Origin of the sequence: Curtobacterium luteum, from assembly GCF_001475545.1 — a bacterium.
Taxonomy (GTDB): Bacteria; Actinomycetota; Actinomycetes; order Actinomycetales; family Microbacteriaceae; genus Curtobacterium; species Curtobacterium luteum_A.
In genome coordinates this window covers 60,871-80,459 of sequence record NZ_LDQC01000049.1, presented here as the reverse complement: position 1 = coordinate 80,459, position 19,589 = coordinate 60,871, and the positions used below count along the sequence as shown (strand labels likewise).

Genomic DNA, 19,589 nt, shown 5'->3' with positions numbered 1-19,589 from the left:
ACTTCGTGCGACCACGGCGGCACGTGGGCGGCGCGTCGTGGAACCTCGGCGGCCTGCCCGTACGCCGTCGGCGGTTGCGCGCGCGGTCGAGTCGCCGGCGCGCCCGACCGCGGTCGACGAGGTCGCGTAATGTGTCGCTCTCGACGGCCCGAGGCGACACTTCGTGCGACCACGGCGGCACGTGGGCGGCGCGTCGTGGAACCTCGGCGGCCTGCCCGTACGCCGTCTGCGGTTGCGCGCGCGGTCGAGTCGCCGGCGCGCCCGACCGCGGTCGACGAGGTCGCGTAATGTGTCGCTCTCGACGGCCGGAGGCGACACTTCGTGCAACCACGGCGGCACGCACGCGGCGCGTCGTGTGACCTCGTGCGACCTGCCTGTACGCCGTCTGCGGTTGCGCGCGCGGTCGAGTCGCCGGCGCGCCCGACCACGGTCGACGAGGTCGCGCAATGTGTCGCTCTCGACGGCCCGAGGCGACACTTCGTGCAACCACGGCGGCACGCACGCGGCGCGTCGTGCGACCTCGGCGACCTGCGAGCGGCGCGTCGTGCGACCTCGGCGACCTGCGAGCGGCGCGTCGTGACCGCTCGGCGGCACGCCCCGCGGGCGACGAACCCCGCGACGGACTGGAGGCGCGGCGCCAGCCCGCCGCGCGCCTCCCGTCCGTCAGCGCGCGCCCCACAGCCGCGCGTTCGCCCGGCGTGCTCGACACGCCCGGCTGCGTCCGCCGAGGTCGCGGAACGTGTCGCTCTCGACGCTCCGCGGCGACACTTCGTGCCACCTCGATGGCACGCACGCGGCGTGTCGTGCGACCCCGGCGACCAGCGCTTGCGCGTGTCGTGCCCGGCCTCGGTGCCGCGCACTCGAAGCGGCCGGAACCGGAGCCGCCCGCCGCCGCGCCGACGCGCCGAGGATGTGGGTGGTCGCGGTTAGGCTGTTCCCACACCGCAGCAGCTCCCGCGAACCGGAGGTTCCGTGTCGGATTCCGACTCCTTCGTCCACCTGCACGTGCACAGCGAGTACTCGATGCTCGACGGTGCCGCGCGTCTCGGCGACCTGGTGGCCGAGACGGCCGCCCAGGGCATGCCCGCCGTCGCCGTCACCGACCACGGCAACATGTTCGGTGCGTTCGAGTTCTGGAAGGCCGCGAAGGCCGGCGGCGTCAAGCCGATCATCGGGACCGAGGCGTACATCACGCCCCGCACGCACCGCTCCGACAAGACCCGTGTGCGCTGGGGCGACGGCGGCGGGGACGACGTCTCGGGTGCGGGTTCGTACACGCACATGACGATGTTCGCCGAGAACACGACGGGCATGCACAACCTGTTCCGGCTGTCGTCGAGGGCCTCGCTCGAGGGGTACTACTTCAAGCCCCGCATGGACATCGAGCTGCTGCAGGAGTACCACGAGGGCATCATCGCGACGACCGGCTGCCCCTCGGGGGAGATCCAGACGCGCCTGCGTCTCGGGCAGTACGACGAGGCCGTCAAGGCAGCGGCGGACTACCGCGACATCTTCGGCAAGGAGAACTACTTCGCCGAGATCATGGACCACGGGCTCGAGATCGAGCGGCGGATCATGAGCGACCTCATCCGCCTCGCGAAGGACCTCGGGATCCCGCTGGTCGGCACGAACGACCTCCACTACACGCACGCCCACGACGCGAAGTCGCACGCGGCGCTCCTCTGCGTGCAGTCGGGTGCGACGCTGAACGACCCGAACCGCTTCAAGTTCGACGCCGACGAGTTCTACCTGAAGACCCCGCAGCAGATGCGGCACCTCTTCCGCGACACCCCCGAGGCCTGCGACAACACGCTGCTCATCGCGGAGCGGTGCAACGTCGAGTTCGACACCGCCGCGAACTACATGCCGAAGTTCCCGGTGCCCGAGGGTGAGACCGAGCACTCCTGGTTCGAGAAGGAGGTCCGGAAGGGCCTCGAGTACCGCTACCCGGACGGCATCACGCCCGAGGTCCAGGAGCGCGCCGACTACGAGGTCGGCATCATCAACCAGATGGGCTTCCCGGGGTACTTCCTCGTCGTCGCCGACTTCATCAACTGGTCGAAGAACAACGGCATCCGCGTCGGCCCCGGCCGTGGTTCCGGTGCCGGCTCGATGGTGGCGTACGCGATGCGCATCACCGACCTCGACCCGATCCGGCACGGCCTGATCTTCGAGCGCTTCCTCAACCCGGACCGCGTCTCGATGCCCGACTTCGACGTCGACTTCGACGACCGGCGCCGCGGTGAGGCGATCAAGTACGTCACCGAGAAGTACGGCTCCGAACGCGTCGCGCAGATCGTGACGTACGGCACCATCAAGGCGAAGCAGGCGCTCAAGGACTCCTCGCGCGTCCTCGGCTTCCCGTTCGGCATGGGCGAGAAGCTCACGAAGGCGATGCCGCCGCCCGTCATGGGCAAGGACATCCCGCTCACCGGGATCTTCGACAAGGATCACCCGCGCTACAAGGAAGCCGTCGACGTCCGCACCGTGGTCGAGACCGACCCCGAGGCGAAGACCGTCTTCGACACCGCCCTCGGACTCGAGGGGCTGAAGCGTCAGTGGGGCGTGCACGCGGCCGGCGTCATCATGTCGAGTGACCCGCTGATCGACATCATCCCGATCATGAAGCGGGAGCAGGACGGCCAGATCGTCACGCAGTTCGACTACCCGGCAGCGGAGTCGCTCGGCCTGATCAAGATGGACTTCCTGGGGCTCCGCAACCTCACCATCATCAGTGACGCGCTCGACAACATCCGGACGAACCGGGGGATCGAGCTCGACCTCGAGACGATGGGCCTCGAGGACGAAGAGGCCTACAAGCTCCTGCAGCGCGGCGACACCCTCGGCGTGTTCCAGCTCGACGGCGGGCCGATGCGTGGCCTGCTCCGGCTCATGAAGCCGGACAACTTCGAGGACATCTCCGCGCTCATCGCCCTGTACCGTCCGGGGCCGATGGGTGCGAACTCGCACACGAACTACGCCCTCCGCAAGAACGGCGAGCAGGCGATCACGCCGATCCACCCCGAGCTCGCCGAGCCGCTCGCCGACATCCTGGACCAGACCTACGGTCTGATCATCTACCAGGAGCAGGTCATGGCGATCGCGCAGAAGGTCGCGGGCTTCTCGCTCGGTCAGGCGGACATCCTCCGCCGCGCGATGGGCAAGAAGAAGAAGTCCGAGCTCGACAAGCAGTTCGCCGGCTTCGAGCAGGGCATGAAGGACAACGGGTACTCCGACGCAGCGATCAAGACGCTGTGGGACATCCTGCTGCCGTTCTCCGACTACGCGTTCAACAAAGCGCACTCGGCGGCCTACGGCGTGGTCTCGTTCTGGACGGCGTACCTCAAGGCGCACTACCCGGCCGAGTACATGGCGGCGCTGCTCACGAGCGTCGGCGACGCCCGTGACAAGCTCGCGCTCTACCTCAACGAGTGTCGTCGCATGGGCATCAAGGTCATGCCGCCGGACGTCAACGAGTCGATCGGCTTCTTCGCGGCCGTCGGCGACGACATCCGCTTCGGCATGGGCGCCATCCGGAACGTCGGCTTCAACGTCGTCGACGACATCGTGAAGGCCCGCACCGAGAAGGGTGCGTTCGAGTCGTTCCACGACTTCCTCCGCAAGATCCCGATCTCCTCGGCGAACAAGCGCACGGTCGAGTCCCTCATCAAGGCCGGCGCGTTCGACGAGTTCGGCAACACCCGGCGCTCCCTGGTGGAGATCCACGAGGGCGCTGTCGAATCCGCGGTGAAGGTCAAGCGCGACGAGGCGAACGGCAACGTCGGGTTCGACTTCGACTCGCTGTTCGCCGAGGTCGCCGAGGAGCAGCCGTCCGCCGCTCCGGTGTCGCAGGTGCCCGACCGGCCGGAGTGGTCGAAGCGCGACAAGCTCGCGTTCGAGCGGGACATGCTCGGTCTCTACGTGTCCGACCACCCGCTCGCGGGCCTCGAGATCGAGCTCGCGAAGCACCAGTCGATCACCATCGCCGACCTCATCGGGGCGGACGACTCGGTCGAGGGCGAGACCGTCACGGTCGCGGGGCTCCTGACGAGCGTGCAGCACCGTGTGGCGAAGTCGTCCGGCAACCCGTACGGCATCGTGCAGATCGAGGACTTCGGCGGCGAGATCGGCGTCATGTTCCTCGGCAAGACCTACCAGGAGTTCGGCCCGTCCCTCGTGGCGGACTCGATCGTCGTGCTCCGGGGGCGGGTGAACGTCCGCGACGACGGCAAGGCCCTGCACGCGGTGAGCATGTTCCAGCCGAACGTCGGTGACGTCATGGGTTCCGGCCCGCTGACCCTCAGCCTGCCCGAGCGTCAGGCGACCACCGAGATCGTCACCGAGCTCGCGGCGGTGCTCGGCCGGCACAGCGGCGCGACCGAGGTGCGGCTGAAGCTCCTCAAGGACGACGTCGCCCGGACGTTCGAGCTGCCGTTCCCCGTGAACCTGACACCGGACCTCTTCGGCGAGCTGAAGAGCCTGCTCGGGCCGCGCTGCCTGGTCTGACGTGACGCCCGACCGCCCCGACGACGCCGTGCTGCGCGCCTTCGGGGCGGCCGGCGTCACGCCCGTCCGGCTCCCGGGAGGCCGCGGCATGGCCTGGCGCGTGGGCGACGTCGTGCTCCGGCCAGACGACGGCCCCACGGTGACCGACTGGCGCGCGACCGTCCTGGCCGAGCTGCCGCACACCTCAGCGTTCCGGACTCCGCGGCCGATCGCCACGACCGACGGCGCGTGGCGCTCCGGCAGTTGGGAGGCCTGGGAGTTCGTGCCCGGCCGCGCCGACGAGCGCCGCGTCGAGGACGTCCTCCGTGCCGGACGGGCCTTCCACCGCGCGCTCGCTCACCTGGACCGTCCGGCCTTCCTCGGTGCCGGGTCGGATCCGGTCCGGCCCGACGACGCCTGGAGCCGGGCCGACCGCATGGCCTGGGAAGAGGAACCGCTGCCCCGTGACCCGTCGCTCGACCGCCTCGCCGCTGCGTTCAGGCCGGTCCGGTCGCCGTTCCAGCTCGTGCACGGCGACCTGCTCGGCAACGTCCTGTTCGCCGGAGGGCACCCGCCGACCGTCATCGACTGGCCGCCGTACTGGCGACCGGCCGGGCTCGGCTCCGCCGTCGCCGCGGTCGACGCCGTCTGCTGGCACGCGTTCCCACTCGGTCGCCTCGGTGCGCTCGGCGACGGCATCACCGAGTGGTCGCAGCTGCTGGTCCGCGCGCTCGCGTTCCGCATCGCGACGCTGCACCTGCTCGGCGCGTGGGACGCGACCGCCGCGGCGCGCCACCGCCCCGTCATCGACGCGGTGGTCTGACGGCCTGGAGGCGCGGGACGGGGCCGCCGGGTGCCTCCAGGCCGGTGGGTGGTCGCGTTCGCGGACGCGCGTCAGTCGGTCACGGTCAGCCGGCGCTGCTGCTCCACGATGGACCCGGAGCGAGGAGTCCAGACGGCGAAGCCGTCGATGTCCGTGCGGCGGAGCTCCGTGCGGTGGTCCTTCAGGAACGTCGTCACCTCGTCAGAGGGTGGGAAGCGCCGATCGCCCCCGACCACGAGGGCGACGAACGGACCGTCGTCGGTCTCCATCGAGCCGCGACCGGCGAAGTACGGGTCCGTGAGCGTCGGCGTCGCCGCAGCGAACAGGACACCTCCCGCGGATCGACCGTGGTCGTCGAGCCACCGGGCGACGAGCGCGATGCCCGTCGGGTGGGTCCGAGCGATCGTGACGCTCTCCGCGGCTGCCGGGACCACCAGGGCCGCGACGAGGACGGCGACGGCGACCGCACCGAGCGGAGGACGGACGGCTGCGGCCACCCGAGTGATCCCCAGTGCTGCGAGCGCGATGAGCAGTGGCATCCAGGCGGCGTAGTAGTTCGCGAGCGCGATGTGTGCGACGAACGTGTAGAAGACCACGAGCAGGCCGAGAGCGGTCCCGAGGAACGCGACGAGCCGGCCGGGGCGCAGCAACAGGGCCGCCAGCAGTCCCAGGACGAGCACGACGGTCGTGACCGTGCCGACGCCGTGCCACAGGAAGTACGCGTTCGCCCACCAGGGTGCGAACGTGTGGACCTCTCCCGCGATGCTGAGTGGGTGTCCGTTCTCGTTCTGACCGTTCTGGAACCGGACCATGTACGCGATCGCTGACCGCGTGCCCATCGGCGCGTAGAGGGCGACCACGGCCAGCACGAAGGCGATCAGCCACGCCACCCCACCGCTGAGGAGCCGCCGCGGCTGGCGGAAGAGCAGGGGCAGGAGGACGAACGCCGGCAGCAGCACGATGGTCGAGACCTTCGACGTCACCGAGAACGCGAACAACACGCCGGAGACCGGGGCGAGCCACGGACGACCACTGCGGATCCACGCCCAGGCGGTCGCGAGGGCCAGGACGGCGAACGCGATCATCACCGGGTCGAGCAGCGCGTACCGATCGACCCGGGCACCGAGGAAGTCGCGCGGGGTGAGCAGCCAGACCGCGGCGACGAGCACGCCCGTCCAGAACCCGGTCTCCTTCCGGAACCACCAGAACAGGGCGGCACCGACCAGCACGACGAGGACCCCGACCACGACACGGGGACCGAGGACGCCCTGCCCGAACAGCACCTGCGCGGCACCGAACAGGTACTTCGCCGTCGGCGGGTGCTCGCGGTTCGCGGAGAAGTCCCCGTGCAGGTAGGACCAGCCTGCGCGGACGTAGATGGACTCGTCGCCGTGGACGTTCTGTCCGAGGAGGTTCCAGAAGCACTGGTACAGCGCCCAGACGCCGAGCAGCACGACCACGGCCAGTCGGAACGGCCGAGTGGCCGTGAGGCCGACCGGCCGGTGGCGCGGACGCGGGTCAGGCACCGCGGCCGGTGATGGAGCGGATGCGTGCGACGAGTCGCGGGTTGCGTGCTCCGAAGGTGAGCGCGGTGAGTCGCCGGATGGAGACGGTGGCTCGGTGCACGAGCAGTCCGGTGGCCTCGGCGATGTCCGACACCGCGTGCCAGCGGGCACGGAGCGCCGCCGGGTCGATGTCGGTCGCGACGGCAGTCCGGATGAGGCGGACGAGTTCGGTACCGTCCTGCCAGCTCGTGCTCTGGTTCTCGAAGCGGCGGAGGATGCGGTCGATGGCCGAGGCGCGGTGGTTCGAGACCGCGTGCGACCAGCGGAGGTCCTGCGACACCGGGTCGACGAGGATCCACCGGGGCGCGTTCGCGTTGAGCGCCGAGAGCTGTCCGAACGTGGTCAGCGCTCCGAGCGCGACGGCGACGTCGAAGATCTGCCGAGGGCGTCCGCCGACCGCGATCGCCGCTCCCGGGAAGGCCTGACGAGCGGTCCGGAGCTGCGGCTTCGCGACGATGAGCGTCACGACGACGTCGTCGGGCGCGGCCTCGAGGACCTGCTTCGTCCGTTCGACGACCCTGCTGGTGAGCGCCTCCGGCAGGTGCAGTGCGACGCGGACCACGTCGTCGTCCGGCATGAAGGCATCGGCGAACACGTCGACCGCGTCCCGGTGGCGCGCGAGGAACAGGGCGACGGCGCCGGCGTAGAACGGGTAGCGCTCGAGCAGGATGCGCTCGTGCTCGAGGCGCAGCGATGGGCCGCGGTCGCCGCTGAAGCTCGTCGACCCGGTGTGCAGGACGAGGGCGCGGTTCGCGAGGACGGACTGGAAGCCGTGCTCGTTGATGCGGAGGCAGAAGTCGTTCTCCTCGCCGTAGCCCGGCGAGAACACGTCGTCGAACAGGCCGAAGCGGTCGATCACCTCGCGGCGGATGAGGAAGCAGAAACCCATCGCGACGGGGGAGACCGTGTACTGCGGCAGCAGGTACTTCGTCCGGCCGTGGAGTTCGCGGGTGCGGCGAGGTACGAGGTTCGCCCGCGGGTTCCGGCGAGCGTACGGGTACGAGGCGATCGTCGCGTTGTCGCTCCGCGCACACACCACGCCGATCCAGTCGTCCTCCTGGAGGACGGCCGTCATCTCGTCGAGGAAGCCGGGCAGCGGCACGGTGTCGCTGTTGAGCAGCAGGACGTCGTTGCCGGTCTGGTCGAGTTCGAGCACGGCACGGTTGCAGTTGCCGACGAAGCCGAGGTTCCGTGCGTTGCGCGCGTACTCGAACCCGGGGTGGTCGCCCACGAGCTCGAGGACGCGGGCCTCGATCTTGTCGACACGCGGCCCGACGTCGTTCGCGAGGAGCACCCGGTCGACGCTGAAGTCGACGGTCTCGAGCAGCGCTTCGATGCAGCGTTCGAGCCCCGGGAGGTCGTCGTAGACCGGGACCACGATGGTGACCGGCCGTCGTGCCGCGCTCACCGGCGGACCAGCTTCCGGACCACGGCTCCCGGGCGGGCCAGGACACGGCCGACGGCGCCGCTCCGGGTCCGCACGCGGTTCGCGAGGAGGCCGACGGCCGCACGGGCGCTCGTCGCACCGAGCGACGCGTACGCACCGGGCAACTCGAACCAGTACCGCGCTGCCTGCGGGAGCCGGTAGCCCTCGGTGCCGACCAGGGAGGAGAGGCGAGCGATCGCGGCCGCGTTGTCGTGACCCGCGCCGAGGACCGACGTGAGCCGCTCCTGGGCAGCCGCGCCGTGCCTCCCGGCCGATCCGGGGTCGGCGGCGTAGGCCGCCAGCGCGTCCGCGAGCGCCGTCGTGTCGTCCGCGTCGACGAGCATGCCGGTGACACCGGGCTCGATGAGCTCGGCACTGCCGCCGGTGCGGGTGGCGACCACGGGCTTGCCGAGCGTCATGTACTCCGCCGTCGTGCGACCGAACGCCTCGATGGTCGACGGCGTGACGCAGACGTCGGCGGCCTCGACGAACGGTGCCGGCGCGGCCTGCTCGCCGGCGAACACGACGCGGTCCGCGACGCCGAGCGCGCGGGCGCGGTCGGTGAGGCGCTGGTCCTCGCCGGGGTGCTTCCACCCGCCGACGAAGCAGACGCTCGCGGCGACGCCGTGCTCGTGCAGCTGGCCGAGGGCGTCGATGACGCGGTGCTGGCCCTTCGACTCCTCGACCCGACCGACGACCGTGATCCTGAGCCCGGGCTCGGCCTGCGGGAACGGGGTGACCGCGGGGGAGTCGGACCGGGTGGCGAGCAGCCGCTCGGTGTCGACCGTCGGGTACGCGATCGAGAGCTTCTCGGCCGGGATGTACTGCGCGAGGTGCGTGCGCATCGCCTCGGAGTTCGTGATGACGGCACCCGCTATGAGGCCGATGTCGCCGAGGACGCCCGCGCGTCCGGTCTGGAAGTGCAGGCCGTGGTCGAGGTCGCCGTACTCGCGGACGAACCACGCCTGCGGGATGCCGAGCACGGCTGCCGCGAACGACGCCCACGGCGCGACGAGGGTGTTCGTGACGACGAGGTCGGGGCGCTCGCGCTCGTAGAGGCGGATGATCGCGTTCACGGCGGCGTAGTCCACGGTCGCGAAGGCCGCGCGTTCCGCGGCGGGCGCTGGCTGGGGGCTCGGGAGGGCCCAGCCGCGGTACCGGAACGCGGCGTACTCCCAGCCACGCTCGTCGAGCGCGGCGGTGAACTTCCCTCGGGGAGCCTTGGTGACGAAGGTGGGACGCATCGACGGGTCCGCTGCCTGCCAGTCCTCGACGAACCTGAGCAGGCTCCGCTCCGCGCCCCCGAGGCTCACAGGCGCCGTCGAATGATTGACGAAGCTGATGAGCACCGTGACAGCCTACGCGTTCACCGAGGCTTCTTCATGCAGCCACATGAGTGCTCTTGCAGGCGTGGCATCCAGGGTCCCCGCCGGGCTGTGCGAGAATACCTCGTCACCCTACCGATCAGGAGCGCGGTCGAACGCGCCCCGGAGGAGCCTTCGCCCCAAGCATGTCCTACCTGAACGAGCTCGTGTCGTCACGGGAACTGTTGGCGAACCTCACAGCACGAGAGGTGAAGGGCAAGTACCGCCGCACCGTCTTCGGTCAGCTGTGGTCGCTCATCAACCCGCTGGCGACGATGCTGATCTACACCATCGTCTACTCGTTCATCTTCCGGGCGAGGCTCGAGGTCGGCGACCCCAGCGGGCTGAACATCTACCCACTGTGGCTCATGTGCGGCCTGCTGCCGTGGATCTTCGCCAGGAACGTCATCAACTCCGGCATGACCTCGATCGTGTCGAACGGGTCGCTCATCAAGAAGGTGTACTTCCCGCGGATGACGCTGCCGCTCGCGGCCGTCGGGTCCTTCGGCTTCACCTGGGTCGTCGAGATGGGTGTCCTCCTCATCGCCCTTGCGATCGCCGGCTCCAAGTTCTGGCTCTTCATCCCGCTCATCGCGCTGACCATGGTGTTCCTGGCGATGTTCGCGGCCGGCCTCGGCCTGATCCTGTCGATCGTCAACGTGCACTTCCGCGACATGCAGCACCTCGTCGGCATCGCTCTGCAGATGTGGATGTACCTGTCGCCGATCATCTACCCGCTGTCGCTCGTCGAGCAGGCCGCGAACAAGGCCGGGCACCCGTGGATCATCCACGTCTACAAGCTCAACCCCATCGAGCGGTTCTCCGAGGTCTTCCGCAACCTCATGTACGACAACCGCCTCCCGAACTGGACCGACCTGGTCGCGTGCGCCATCGCAGGCTTCGCTTCGCTCGCACTCGGCTACTTCGTGTTCTCCCGCAACGAGAAGAAGCTGGCTGAACTCCTGTGACCGATGCTGCAGTGTCCGTCGAACACGTCTCCAAGCGGTTCCGCATGTACCACGAGCGGAACGACTCGCTGAAGAGCATGGTGATGCGCGGGAAGAAGTCCGTGCACGAGGACTTCTGGGCCCTCAAGGACGTCTCGTTCGAGGTCCCGCACGGCACGACCTTCGGCCTCATCGGCAAGAACGGTTCGGGCAAGTCGACGCTCCTCAAGTGCCTCGCGAAGATCCTCTGGCCCGAGGAGGGCGCCATCACCGCCCGTGGCAAGCAGGCGTCGCTGCTCGAGGTCGGGTCCGGCTTCCACCCGGAGCTGTCCGGGCGCGAGAACGTCTTCCTCAACGGGTCGATCCTCGGGATGAGCCGCAAGGAGGTGGCGCGGAAGTTCGACGAGATCGTGTCGTTCTCCGGCGTCGGCCACTTCATCGACCAGCCCGTGAAGAACTACTCGTCGGGCATGTACGTGCGGCTCGGGTTCTCCGTGGCCGTCGCGGTGACGCCGGACATCCTGGTCGTGGACGAGGTGCTGGCCGTGGGGGACGCGACGTTCCAGAAGCGGTGCCGGACCAAGTTCAAGGAGATGAAGGAGGAGGGCCGGACGGTCATCCTCGTCTCCCACTCGATGAACACGGTCAAGGACATGTGCGACGAGGTGGCTTGGCTCAACGAGGGCGAGCTGAAGATGATCGGCAAGACCGACGACGTCGTCAAGGCGTACAACGAAACCGTCTGAGCGCGAGCTCGACCGCAAGAGGGGACACCCGTGTCAGAGATGACGTCCGCCATGCCGCCGACGCAGCACCGTTTCAAGGTCAGCGCCGTGTTCGCCGTGTACAACGTCGCGCGGTTCCTCCCGGACCTGCTCACGTCACTCGAACGCCAGACGTACCCGCTCCGGCAGACACAGCTCGTCTTCGTCGACGACGGCTCGACCGACGACAGTCTCGCGATCCTTCGTCGGTGGGCCTCGGGGCGCGAGGACCACGTCGTGGTGACCACGCAGGCGAACGCGTGGGTCGCGGCAGCCCGGAACACCGGTATCGAGCTGGTCGACGCCGAATGGGTGACGTTCGCGGATCCCGACGACGTCTTCGATGACCGGTACTTCGAAGAAGTCGTGAAGTTCATCGATCTGCACGGAGCGCCCCGAGTGGGCATGCTCGCGACGCACCAGATGCGGCTCAACGAAGGACAGGAGCTGCTCAACACCCATCCACTGCGCATGAAGTTCGCGAAGGGCTCACGGATCATCGACCTCGACCAGGAGCCGGTGATCCAGCTCGCGGTGAACTCCGCGTTCTTCCGGGTCGACGACATCCGAGCGCACGGGATCGAGTTCGACGGGCGGGTCCGTCCCGTCTTCGAGGATGCCCACTTCATCGGCCGGTACCTGCTGGCGACCCGGAAGAGCGACATCGGTGTCCTCGCCTCCGCGAAGTACCACTATCGGATGCGTGGCGACGGCACGTCGTTGATGGAGACGCACTTCGACCACCCGGGCAAGTACACGGATGTTCTTCGACACGGTGCCCTGGACCTGCTGGAGCGGGCGGAGCGAGTCGGCTCCGTGCCCCGCTGGCTCGAGAACACCGTGCTCTACGACCTGTTCTGGTACTTCAAGAACGAGCGCGCGCTCAACTCTCCGTCCGCACTCGCCCCACCGTCGACCTTCGACGAGTTCCACCGGCTCGTCGCCGCGATCCGCAGCAAGATCTCGGACGACGCGATCCATTCGTTCGACATCATGTGGGTCGAGTTCGCCGTCCGCCGGGCGCTGCTCATCGGGTACTCCGGGATGTCCGAGCGGCCGACCTACGCGAAGCTCGAGCGGGTCGACGAGGTGCGGCAGCACGTCAAGATCACCTACTGGTTCACCGGGGACCGTCCAGCAGAGCGGATCGTCGTCGACGGGCGCGAGGTCGCGCCCGTCTACGCGAAGGATCAGGACTTCGTCTTCTACGGACGCACGGTGCTGCGGCAGCGACACCTCTGGATCGAACGAGCTCGGCTCACGCGGTTGTGGGTGGATGGCCGTGTGCTCCCGTTCACGCGAGGTGAGCGGTACGAGCCGGAAGAAGCGCTCACGCTCCGGCAGCTGAAGCCGCAGATCCTCGGGCAGCGAAAGCGACTCGAGAACAAGTGGGCGGACGTCGACACCCCGGCGACTCGGTATCTCCGTCGAACGGCCGCGGCCGTGTACGGCAAGGCTCGGCGAGGGGTCTACAAACGCAGGCTCGAGGACGCCATCCTCGGGGTCTCCGTCCGTACGAAGAGCGTCCGCGACCGCTTCCAGGACGCCTGGGTGTTCATGGACCGCAACACCGACGCGAACGACAACGCGGAGCACCTGTACCGATGGGTCCGGACTCACCATCCAGAGGTCAACGCCTGGTTCGTCCTCGACGCGAAGTCGAGGGATTGGGCACGACTCGAAGCCGAGGGCTTCCGCCTCGTCGCGCACAAGAGCCGTGATTGGCTGAAACTCCTCCTCCACGCCAAGCACCTCGCTTCGTCACACATCGACGTCTACGTGGTGAGCCCCCTCGACCGCCGGCGGTACGGCGAGCCACGGTTCACGTTCACCTGGCTCCAACACGGCGTGACCAACTACGACATCTCCCGTTGGGTGAACGCCAAGCCAGCCGAGCTCTTCGTGACGGTGACGCCGCAGGAGAAGCGGTCGATCGCGGGTGACGGCCCGTACACGTTCACTGAGCGTGAGGTCGTGCTCACCGGTTTCCCCCGACACGACGAGCTGCTCCGGAAGCGCCGGTCCATGCCGGTCGAGGACCAGGACTTGATCCTCATCATGCCGACCTGGCGGAAGAAGCTCGCCGGAGTACAGGTCCCCGGCAGCAACGAGCGGTTGAAGAACCCCGCGTTCCTCACGAGCGAGTACGCCGAGCAGTACAACCAACTGGTCGGGTCGGAACGTGTCCGCGACCTCGCGGCGCGCACCGGGAAGCGGATCGTGTTCATGCCGCACCCGAACATGCGGCCCTACCTGGCCGACTTCGACATCCCGGAGTGGGTCGAGGTGTGGGACTTCGCGACGAAGAACGTGCAGGACGTCCTCGCCCGGGCGGCGGTCATGGTCACGGACTACTCGTCACTCGGCTTCGAGGCCGCGTTCCTCGACGTTCCCCTGGTGTACTTCCAGTTCGACGCGGCGTCGTTCTTCGACGGAACCCACGTCGGTCGCAGGGGGTACTTCGATTACGTTCGGGACGGCTTCGGGCCGGTCGCCGAGGACGTCCCGGGCGTGGAAGCCGCCCTCGAGCAGATCGGCGCAGCAGACTACGCCTCGGCTCCCGTGCACCGCGGCCGCGCTGAGGAGGCGTTCGTCACGCGCGATGAACGCAACTGCGAACGGGTCTTCCGGTCGATGCAGGCGCTCGACGGTGGCCCGCGCATCGACGAGCCCGTCGGAACGCGGTCTGCCGTCGGATCAGCCTGACCGGCTTCAGCCGACGTCCGGCACGTGCACCGTCGTCTCGATCATGTTGTGGTCGGACGGGATGACCGCTGTGCCCGGGTTCCAGTTGTTGACGAACTCGTCGCTGCCCTGGAACCCCTGCGTGAGGATGTAGTCGATCCGCTGCCCGTCCTTGTTCGGGTCGTCGATCTGCTGGCTCGCCGGCTTGTAGTTGTTGTAGGTGGGCTTCGCGGTGCCGTACCGGTGCTGCGATGCCGACGAGTCGTAGAAGCCTCCTCGGATGAGGGTCGGCTGGGCCCCGTCGATTGCGTCTTCCGGGTACCGATTGTCGTTCAGGTCCCCGCCGAGGATCACCGGCAGACGCTTGCCGTTCGCGTTCGTCGGGTTGACCTTGTTCAAGGCGCTCAGGAGCTGCGTCGAGTTCTGCCCCAACAGCGTCTTGCGCGGCTGAGAGTAGGAGCTGTTCGGGATCCCGTAGTGCGCGGCGACCACGAGGAAGGTCGTGCCGGAGCCGTCCTTCGACTGCAGCTTGGCCCACGGCGTGTTGGTGTCGGGAGCAGACGACGCCGGGTAGACCTCGTAGTCCTTGATTCCGGTGAGCACTCCGTGGGCGAGGACGGAGTACTTCGCCGGGTTGTAGAGGATGCGGTTGCCCTGGTGCGACTTGCCCACCGTCATGGGCGCGTCGTCGACGAGTTGGAGGTTCGGGAGCCTCCGATCGAGATCGACGTAGGCCTGGCTCGATCCGTTGCCGTTGGAGTACCCGCTCGCCTCGAGCACCGTGAGCACGTCGGGGTCCTTCGCGTTGATCGTGTTCGCGATGGCCGGCGCTCGCGTGCTCCAGGTCGGGGTGCCGGACTTCTCGCACCCCGAGCACAGCACGTTGTAGCTCGCGATGTGCACGACCGTGTCCGAGGAGACCGGCTTCGCTGGGACGGGCCAGGCGCTGACCTGGGTGGACTTCCGGACGTAGGTCGAGTCGAAGTAGGTGTTCCGTGCCATCGCCCGGACGTAGATGGGGTTCCCGTACGCGACGGACGTGAGGTCGCTGTCCGACGCGGGCAACGTCCAGGTGCGGGTCGCCGGGTCGAACGCCGACGACCACGGCGTGAAGTGCGGTGTCCAGCGGTCTGGGGTTCGGTTCTCGTTCGAGCCGGCGGACCAGCGGATCCGGTAATCGCTCGCATTCGCGACCTCTGGGATCGACACCGTCACAGCGTTGTTCGCGGGCTTTGCCGTGATGGTCCCGAACGTCGATACCGCATTCGGTTGGAGCTTCGTCGTCACGGTCTTGGCCCAAGCTCCCGCCGTGGAACCGTTCTTCGCCGCCACGGTGACGTAGTAGGTCGTACCCGGCTGGATCTTCGTCATCCAAGCACCGATTGTCGACGTGTCCTTGTAGACCGGGCTGCCGAGGTCGGAACGCGTCGACCACTTCACGACGTAACTCGTGGCGTTGGATACTCCCTTCCACGTCACCTTGACGCTCTTCCCGGCCCAGTCCTGCGTGCTCTTGGTCACACCGGTCACCTGGGCGGGTTTCGTTGCCGCGGCGGCTGGCGCTGCCGCGGCGAGCACCACCGCGACGATGGCGAGGGCGCTGATGGCAGCACCGCGGATCGTCCGACGACGGGACATGTCGACCCCCTGACCTGGTCCTGCATCGACGCTAGACCGAGATCGCTGTACCCGGTACCCGCAGAACGGGGGACGTCCGGGCGGCGCCCTCCGCGACGTTCAATGACGCGCGCTCGTGTCCACTACAGTGCTCTGGTGCAGAAGCGAGCGAAACCGCACCTTCGGGCCGACATCCAGGGGCTCCGTGCAGTCGCGATCGGACTCGTCGTCCTCTACCATCTCTGGCCCAATCGACTTCCCGGGGGCTTCGTCGGGGTCGACGTGTTCTTCGTCATCTCAGGCTTCCTGATCACCGGTCACCTGGTGCGGTCGATCGGGACGCAGCCCACTCCGCGGCTGCTGGTCGACTTCTACGCTCGTCGTATCAGACGTCTGGCGCCGGCCGCCGTGCTGGTGATCGTGTTCGTGTTGATCGCCTCGGTTCTCCTGCTCCCCGCGACGAGTCTCGCGCCGACCGGGTGGAGTGCGCTCGCTTCCACGTTGTTCTCGCAGAACTGGTACCTCGCCTCACAGTCGGTGAGCTACCTCGAGGCGGCCTCCCAACCGAGTGCGCTGCAGCACTTCTGGTCCCTGTCCGTCGAGGAGCAGTTCTACATCGTCTGGCCGCTCGTACTGCTCGCGGTCGCTCTCGTTGCGCATCGTCGACGTGTGCCCCTCATTCGTGCGCTCGGGACAGCCGTGCTGGTCCTGGGATCGTTGAGCTTGGTCTGGTCGCTCATCCACACCGCGTCCGATCCTGACGTCGCGTTCTTCGACACGACGGCTCGAGCCTGGCAGTTCGCCTTCGGAGCTGTCATCGCACTTCTGCCGGAGCGTGTCCGTCTCCCCGGATGGCTTGCCTGGGGCGGCATCGCCTGCATCGCGGTCGCCACCTTCGCGTTCTCGGACTCGACGCCGTTCCCCGGGGCTGCAGCGCTGCTCCCGACGGTGGGTGCGGGACTCGTCATCGCAGCACGATCGTCGGAAGACGGAGTGTGGTCGTGGGCGTACGCGTCCCGCTTCGGCGCGGTGCGCTGGCTCGGTGACGTCTCCTACTCTGCGTACCTCTGGCACTGGCCGCTGATCGTGCTCCTGCCGGTCGCTCTCGGTCACGCCCTCGGCACCCGCGAGAAGGTCGCGATCATCCTGGCGACGCTCGTCCTGGCCGGTGCAAGCCAGCGACTGGTGGAGGAACCGTTCCGGCGTGCGCCATGGCTGACCGCCCGACGACGGCGCAGCTTCGTGGCCGGCGCGACTGCGGCGGCAGTGCTCGTCATCGGCTCGATCGGCTCGGTCGGAGTGAGCAACGCCGCAACCGCTACCGAGAACGCCGCACTGATCGCAAAGGTCACGAGGGGCGACAGCTGTTACGCCGCGGCGGCTCTCGGAAACCGGGAGTGCGGCACCGCCTTCGGCAAGCTGGATCGGGACCACTTGCCGGAATCGCTTGCGGACAAACCCGTCGCTTGGCAGGACGACTGCATCGACGACATCACCGAGAACACCGAGAAGCTGTGTTCCCTCGGCGACCCTTCCGGCACCGAGACCGTTCTCCTGTGGGGGGATTCCCACGCGGGCGCTTGGTCGTCGGCGTTCGACATCGCGGGGAAGATCAACCACTGGAAGGTGATCGTCGCTGCTCGGAACAAGTGTCCCTCCTCCCTGGTCGCGCCGGACGAGACGGCCTGGGGCGAGAAGCTGCCCGAGGATCAGCAGCATTGGTGCGCAGCACGCAACGCGTGGGTGCTCAAGTCCGTCGTGCCGAAGTCCGACCGAGTGGTGCTCGCGGACCTCTGGGCGAACTACGTGTTCGACGGCGGGCGTGGGAACCAGGCGAAGGGGTACGAACGACTCGTCGAGTCGACCCGAGCCGTCGGGCGTGACGTCACGGTGATGCAGCATGTGCCGCTGACCGGCCCGACGCTCGAGAAGAAGGTCTGGGGGCCGGACTGCTTGGCGAAGCAGACGCCGACGTCGTGCTCGAACCCGCTTGCCTCGGCCTACCCAGCATCGACGAGCGCTGTGTTCCGTGCGATGCGGCATGACGGTCTCGGCGCTGATGTCCGTTACGTGCCGGTCGAGGACCGCTTCTGTGACGAGTCTCGCTGTTACTCAGCCATCGGTGGAGTATCGGTCTACTTCGACGGGTCGCACCTGTCCAACACCTACAGCACCTCGCTCGGCCCGTGGCTCGCCAAGGCGCTGCGTGGGACGGTCACGCTGACGAGTGCCGATCTCGGATGACATCGAAGCCGCGACCGGTGCTCTCCGTGGTCGTCCCAGCCCGGGACAGCGCTCCGTGGATCTCGGAACTCCTCGAGAGCCTCGCCCGACAAGCCGTCGGGGAGTTCGAGGTGTTGGTCGTGGTCAACGGTTCGTCCGACGGCACGACTGACCTCGTTCGGGGCTTCGCGGACCGTGATGCTCGGGTGCGCCTGATCCCCTCCGGAGCCGTGAGCGCCGCCGAGTCGAGGAACGGTGGTGTGGCAGCAGCACGCGGCGACTACCTCGTCTTCGCCGACTCTGACGACATCGTTCCCGACGGCGCGTACCGGGCGATGCTCGACTCACTCGAGGCGAGCGGCTCGGACATGGTCATCGGCGACCACCTCAAGTTCTCGCCCACGGAGACGTGGAGCCCGACCCGCCGCTGGCACCCGTTCGACGGGCACTTGCAGGCAGTCGCTCCGGCCGACATCCCGCAGCTGCTCTCCGGACGGCCGTGCTGGAACCGGATGTTCCGGCGGTCGTTCTGGGACCGCGCCGGTCTCCGGTTCCCGGAGGTCGCGAGCGTCGAGGACATCGAGCCGATGACGCGGGCCTTCGTCGCCGCGGAGCGCATCGATGTCGTCCCCGATTGCGTCTACCTGTACCGAGACCGGGGTGACACATCGTCGTTGTCGCTCCGCGCTGACGCGACCGTCACTGTTCGGTACCTCGAACAGGAGCTCGCCTGTGCTGCGTCGGTGCGCGACGACCCCGTGCTGCGCGCGCAGCACGCCGAGATCGTGCTCGATGCGGACGGCTGGGCGCACCTCCACCGGTTTCTCGCGACCGACCCGTCGGACGAGATGATCGCAGCAGTGGCTCCTGCCACCGCGGCACTGCTGTCCGCGGTTTCGGTCGATGGACTCGCCGCCGTGGCTCCGGCTCGTCGCACGCTCTGGGAGCTCGTGATCCGCGACGAATGGGAAGCGGCGCGGGCGTTCGTGCTCGGTACCGGAAGCACATCGGAGAGAGACCGCATCGGCGGGTGGGCCGGTGCGGTGCAGCGCCTGCAGCACTCGGATCCAGCCGTCGCCGGACAGCTCGCCGTCGATGGTCTGGTCCCGGCGCTCGTGAACGGCGCGGATGAAGTCGAGCCCGTCGTGCTCGGTGGGCTGCTCACCGGCTTCGAGGGTCCCCCGCTCGAGTCCAGCGGGAACCCGCTCGCAGATGCCATGAGCGCTGCACTCCGCTCTGGGCAGGCAGAGCGTGTCTCCCGCGTTTCCAGGCTGCGGCGGATCGTCCCACTCGTCGTCGACCGGGCGGAGGCAGCGGCCGACGGCCTGACCGTCGGAGGTCCTGCCGACGTCCAGCAGTTCGGCGGGCGAGCGAGCCTGCGCGTGTCCGGGCCCACGGACGAGGACGTGCTCATCGAGGTCGTCTCCGGCGACGAGGGATGGCGAGCCGACCTCGCGGCGGCGGAGTTCGCTCCAGGCCGCTACGCCGTGACGGCTTCGTTCGATGGAGTGACCGGCCGGTTCCCGGTCGTCACGGCCCGGATGGCACTGCCTCCGGTTGCCGACGCGTTCCCGATGCAGCCATTGGCAGACCGAAAGGACGGCTGGCGGTTCTTGGTCGACCGCCGGCCCGAGCCGCGTGGGCGGCTCGGCGGGTTCCTCGGCAAGGTGGCGCGGAAGCTGCGGTGACC

11 protein-coding genes are annotated in these 19,589 nt (G+C 68.4%); 7 read left to right on the top strand and 4 right to left on the bottom strand.

Features of this window, described 5'->3' with window-relative positions:
- Positions 1-1,023 precede the first annotated feature (1,023 nt).
- Both dnaE and NS184_RS09575 read left to right on the top strand, forming a co-directional pair.
- Positions 1,024-4,506 carry a DNA polymerase III subunit alpha gene (gene dnaE / locus NS184_RS09580; RefSeq protein WP_058725900.1) on the top strand — a complete coding sequence of 1,161 codons (3,483 nt, stop codon included), beginning with the start codon at positions 1,024-1,026 and terminating at the stop codon, positions 4,504-4,506.
- A 1-nt stretch (position 4,507) separates the two neighbouring features.
- Positions 4,508-5,308 carry a hypothetical protein gene (locus NS184_RS09575; RefSeq protein WP_058725894.1) on the top strand — a complete coding sequence of 267 codons (801 nt, stop codon included), beginning with the start codon at positions 4,508-4,510 and terminating at the stop codon, positions 5,306-5,308.
- A 71-nt stretch (positions 5,309-5,379) separates the two neighbouring features.
- Here NS184_RS09575 and NS184_RS09570 read toward each other — a convergent pair whose 3' ends face one another.
- Genes NS184_RS09570 through NS184_RS09560 form a run of 3 tightly spaced genes read right to left on the bottom strand, consistent with a single transcriptional unit; the run spans position 5,380 to position 9,648 of the window.
- Entirely contained in the window at positions 5,380-6,768 is a 1,389-nt protein-coding gene (locus tag NS184_RS09570; RefSeq protein WP_058725893.1) for an ArnT family glycosyltransferase, read from the bottom strand.
- A 58-nt stretch (positions 6,769-6,826) separates the two neighbouring features.
- Complete coding sequence (locus tag NS184_RS09565; RefSeq protein WP_058725892.1) at positions 6,827-8,281, bottom strand: glycosyltransferase family 2 protein; 1,455 nt, start codon at positions 8,279-8,281, stop codon at positions 6,827-6,829.
- Entirely contained in the window at positions 8,278-9,648 is a 1,371-nt protein-coding gene (locus NS184_RS09560) for a glycosyltransferase (RefSeq protein WP_083513589.1), read from the bottom strand. The genes NS184_RS09565 and NS184_RS09560 overlap by 4 nt, the downstream gene beginning before the upstream one ends.
- A 161-nt stretch (positions 9,649-9,809) precedes the next feature.
- Here NS184_RS09560 and NS184_RS09555 point away from each other — a divergent pair, with 161 nt between their 5' ends.
- The 3 genes from NS184_RS09555 to NS184_RS09545 are packed head-to-tail and all read left to right on the top strand — an operon-like array spanning position 9,810 to position 14,080.
- Complete coding sequence (locus NS184_RS09555; protein ID WP_058725890.1) at positions 9,810-10,631, top strand: ABC transporter permease; 822 nt, start codon at positions 9,810-9,812, stop codon at positions 10,629-10,631.
- Positions 10,632-10,642: 11 nt separating this feature from the next.
- Positions 10,643-11,356 (top strand): ABC transporter ATP-binding protein, encoded by a 714-nt coding sequence (locus NS184_RS09550; protein WP_058725889.1) that lies wholly within the window; start codon positions 10,643-10,645, stop codon positions 11,354-11,356.
- A 39-nt stretch (positions 11,357-11,395) separates the two neighbouring features.
- Positions 11,396-14,080, top strand: a complete 2,685-nt coding sequence (locus NS184_RS09545; RefSeq protein ID WP_058725888.1) for a bifunctional glycosyltransferase/CDP-glycerol:glycerophosphate glycerophosphotransferase — start codon at positions 11,396-11,398, stop codon at positions 14,078-14,080.
- A 6-nt stretch (positions 14,081-14,086) separates the two neighbouring features.
- Here NS184_RS09545 and NS184_RS09540 read toward each other — a convergent pair whose 3' ends face one another.
- Positions 14,087-15,697 carry a hypothetical protein gene (locus tag NS184_RS09540; protein ID WP_058725887.1) on the bottom strand — a complete coding sequence of 537 codons (1,611 nt, stop codon included), beginning with the start codon at positions 15,695-15,697 and terminating at the stop codon, positions 14,087-14,089.
- A 135-nt stretch (positions 15,698-15,832) separates the two neighbouring features.
- Between NS184_RS09540 and NS184_RS09535 the strand changes: the two genes are divergently transcribed.
- Both NS184_RS09535 and NS184_RS09530 read left to right on the top strand, forming a co-directional pair.
- Positions 15,833-17,920 (top strand): acyltransferase family protein, encoded by a 2,088-nt coding sequence (locus tag NS184_RS09535; protein ID WP_193750438.1) that lies wholly within the window; start codon positions 15,833-15,835, stop codon positions 17,918-17,920.
- Positions 17,917-19,587 (top strand): glycosyltransferase family 2 protein, encoded by a 1,671-nt coding sequence (locus NS184_RS09530; RefSeq protein ID WP_058725885.1) that lies wholly within the window; start codon positions 17,917-17,919, stop codon positions 19,585-19,587. The genes NS184_RS09535 and NS184_RS09530 overlap by 4 nt, the downstream gene beginning before the upstream one ends.
- Positions 19,588-19,589 lie beyond the last annotated feature (2 nt).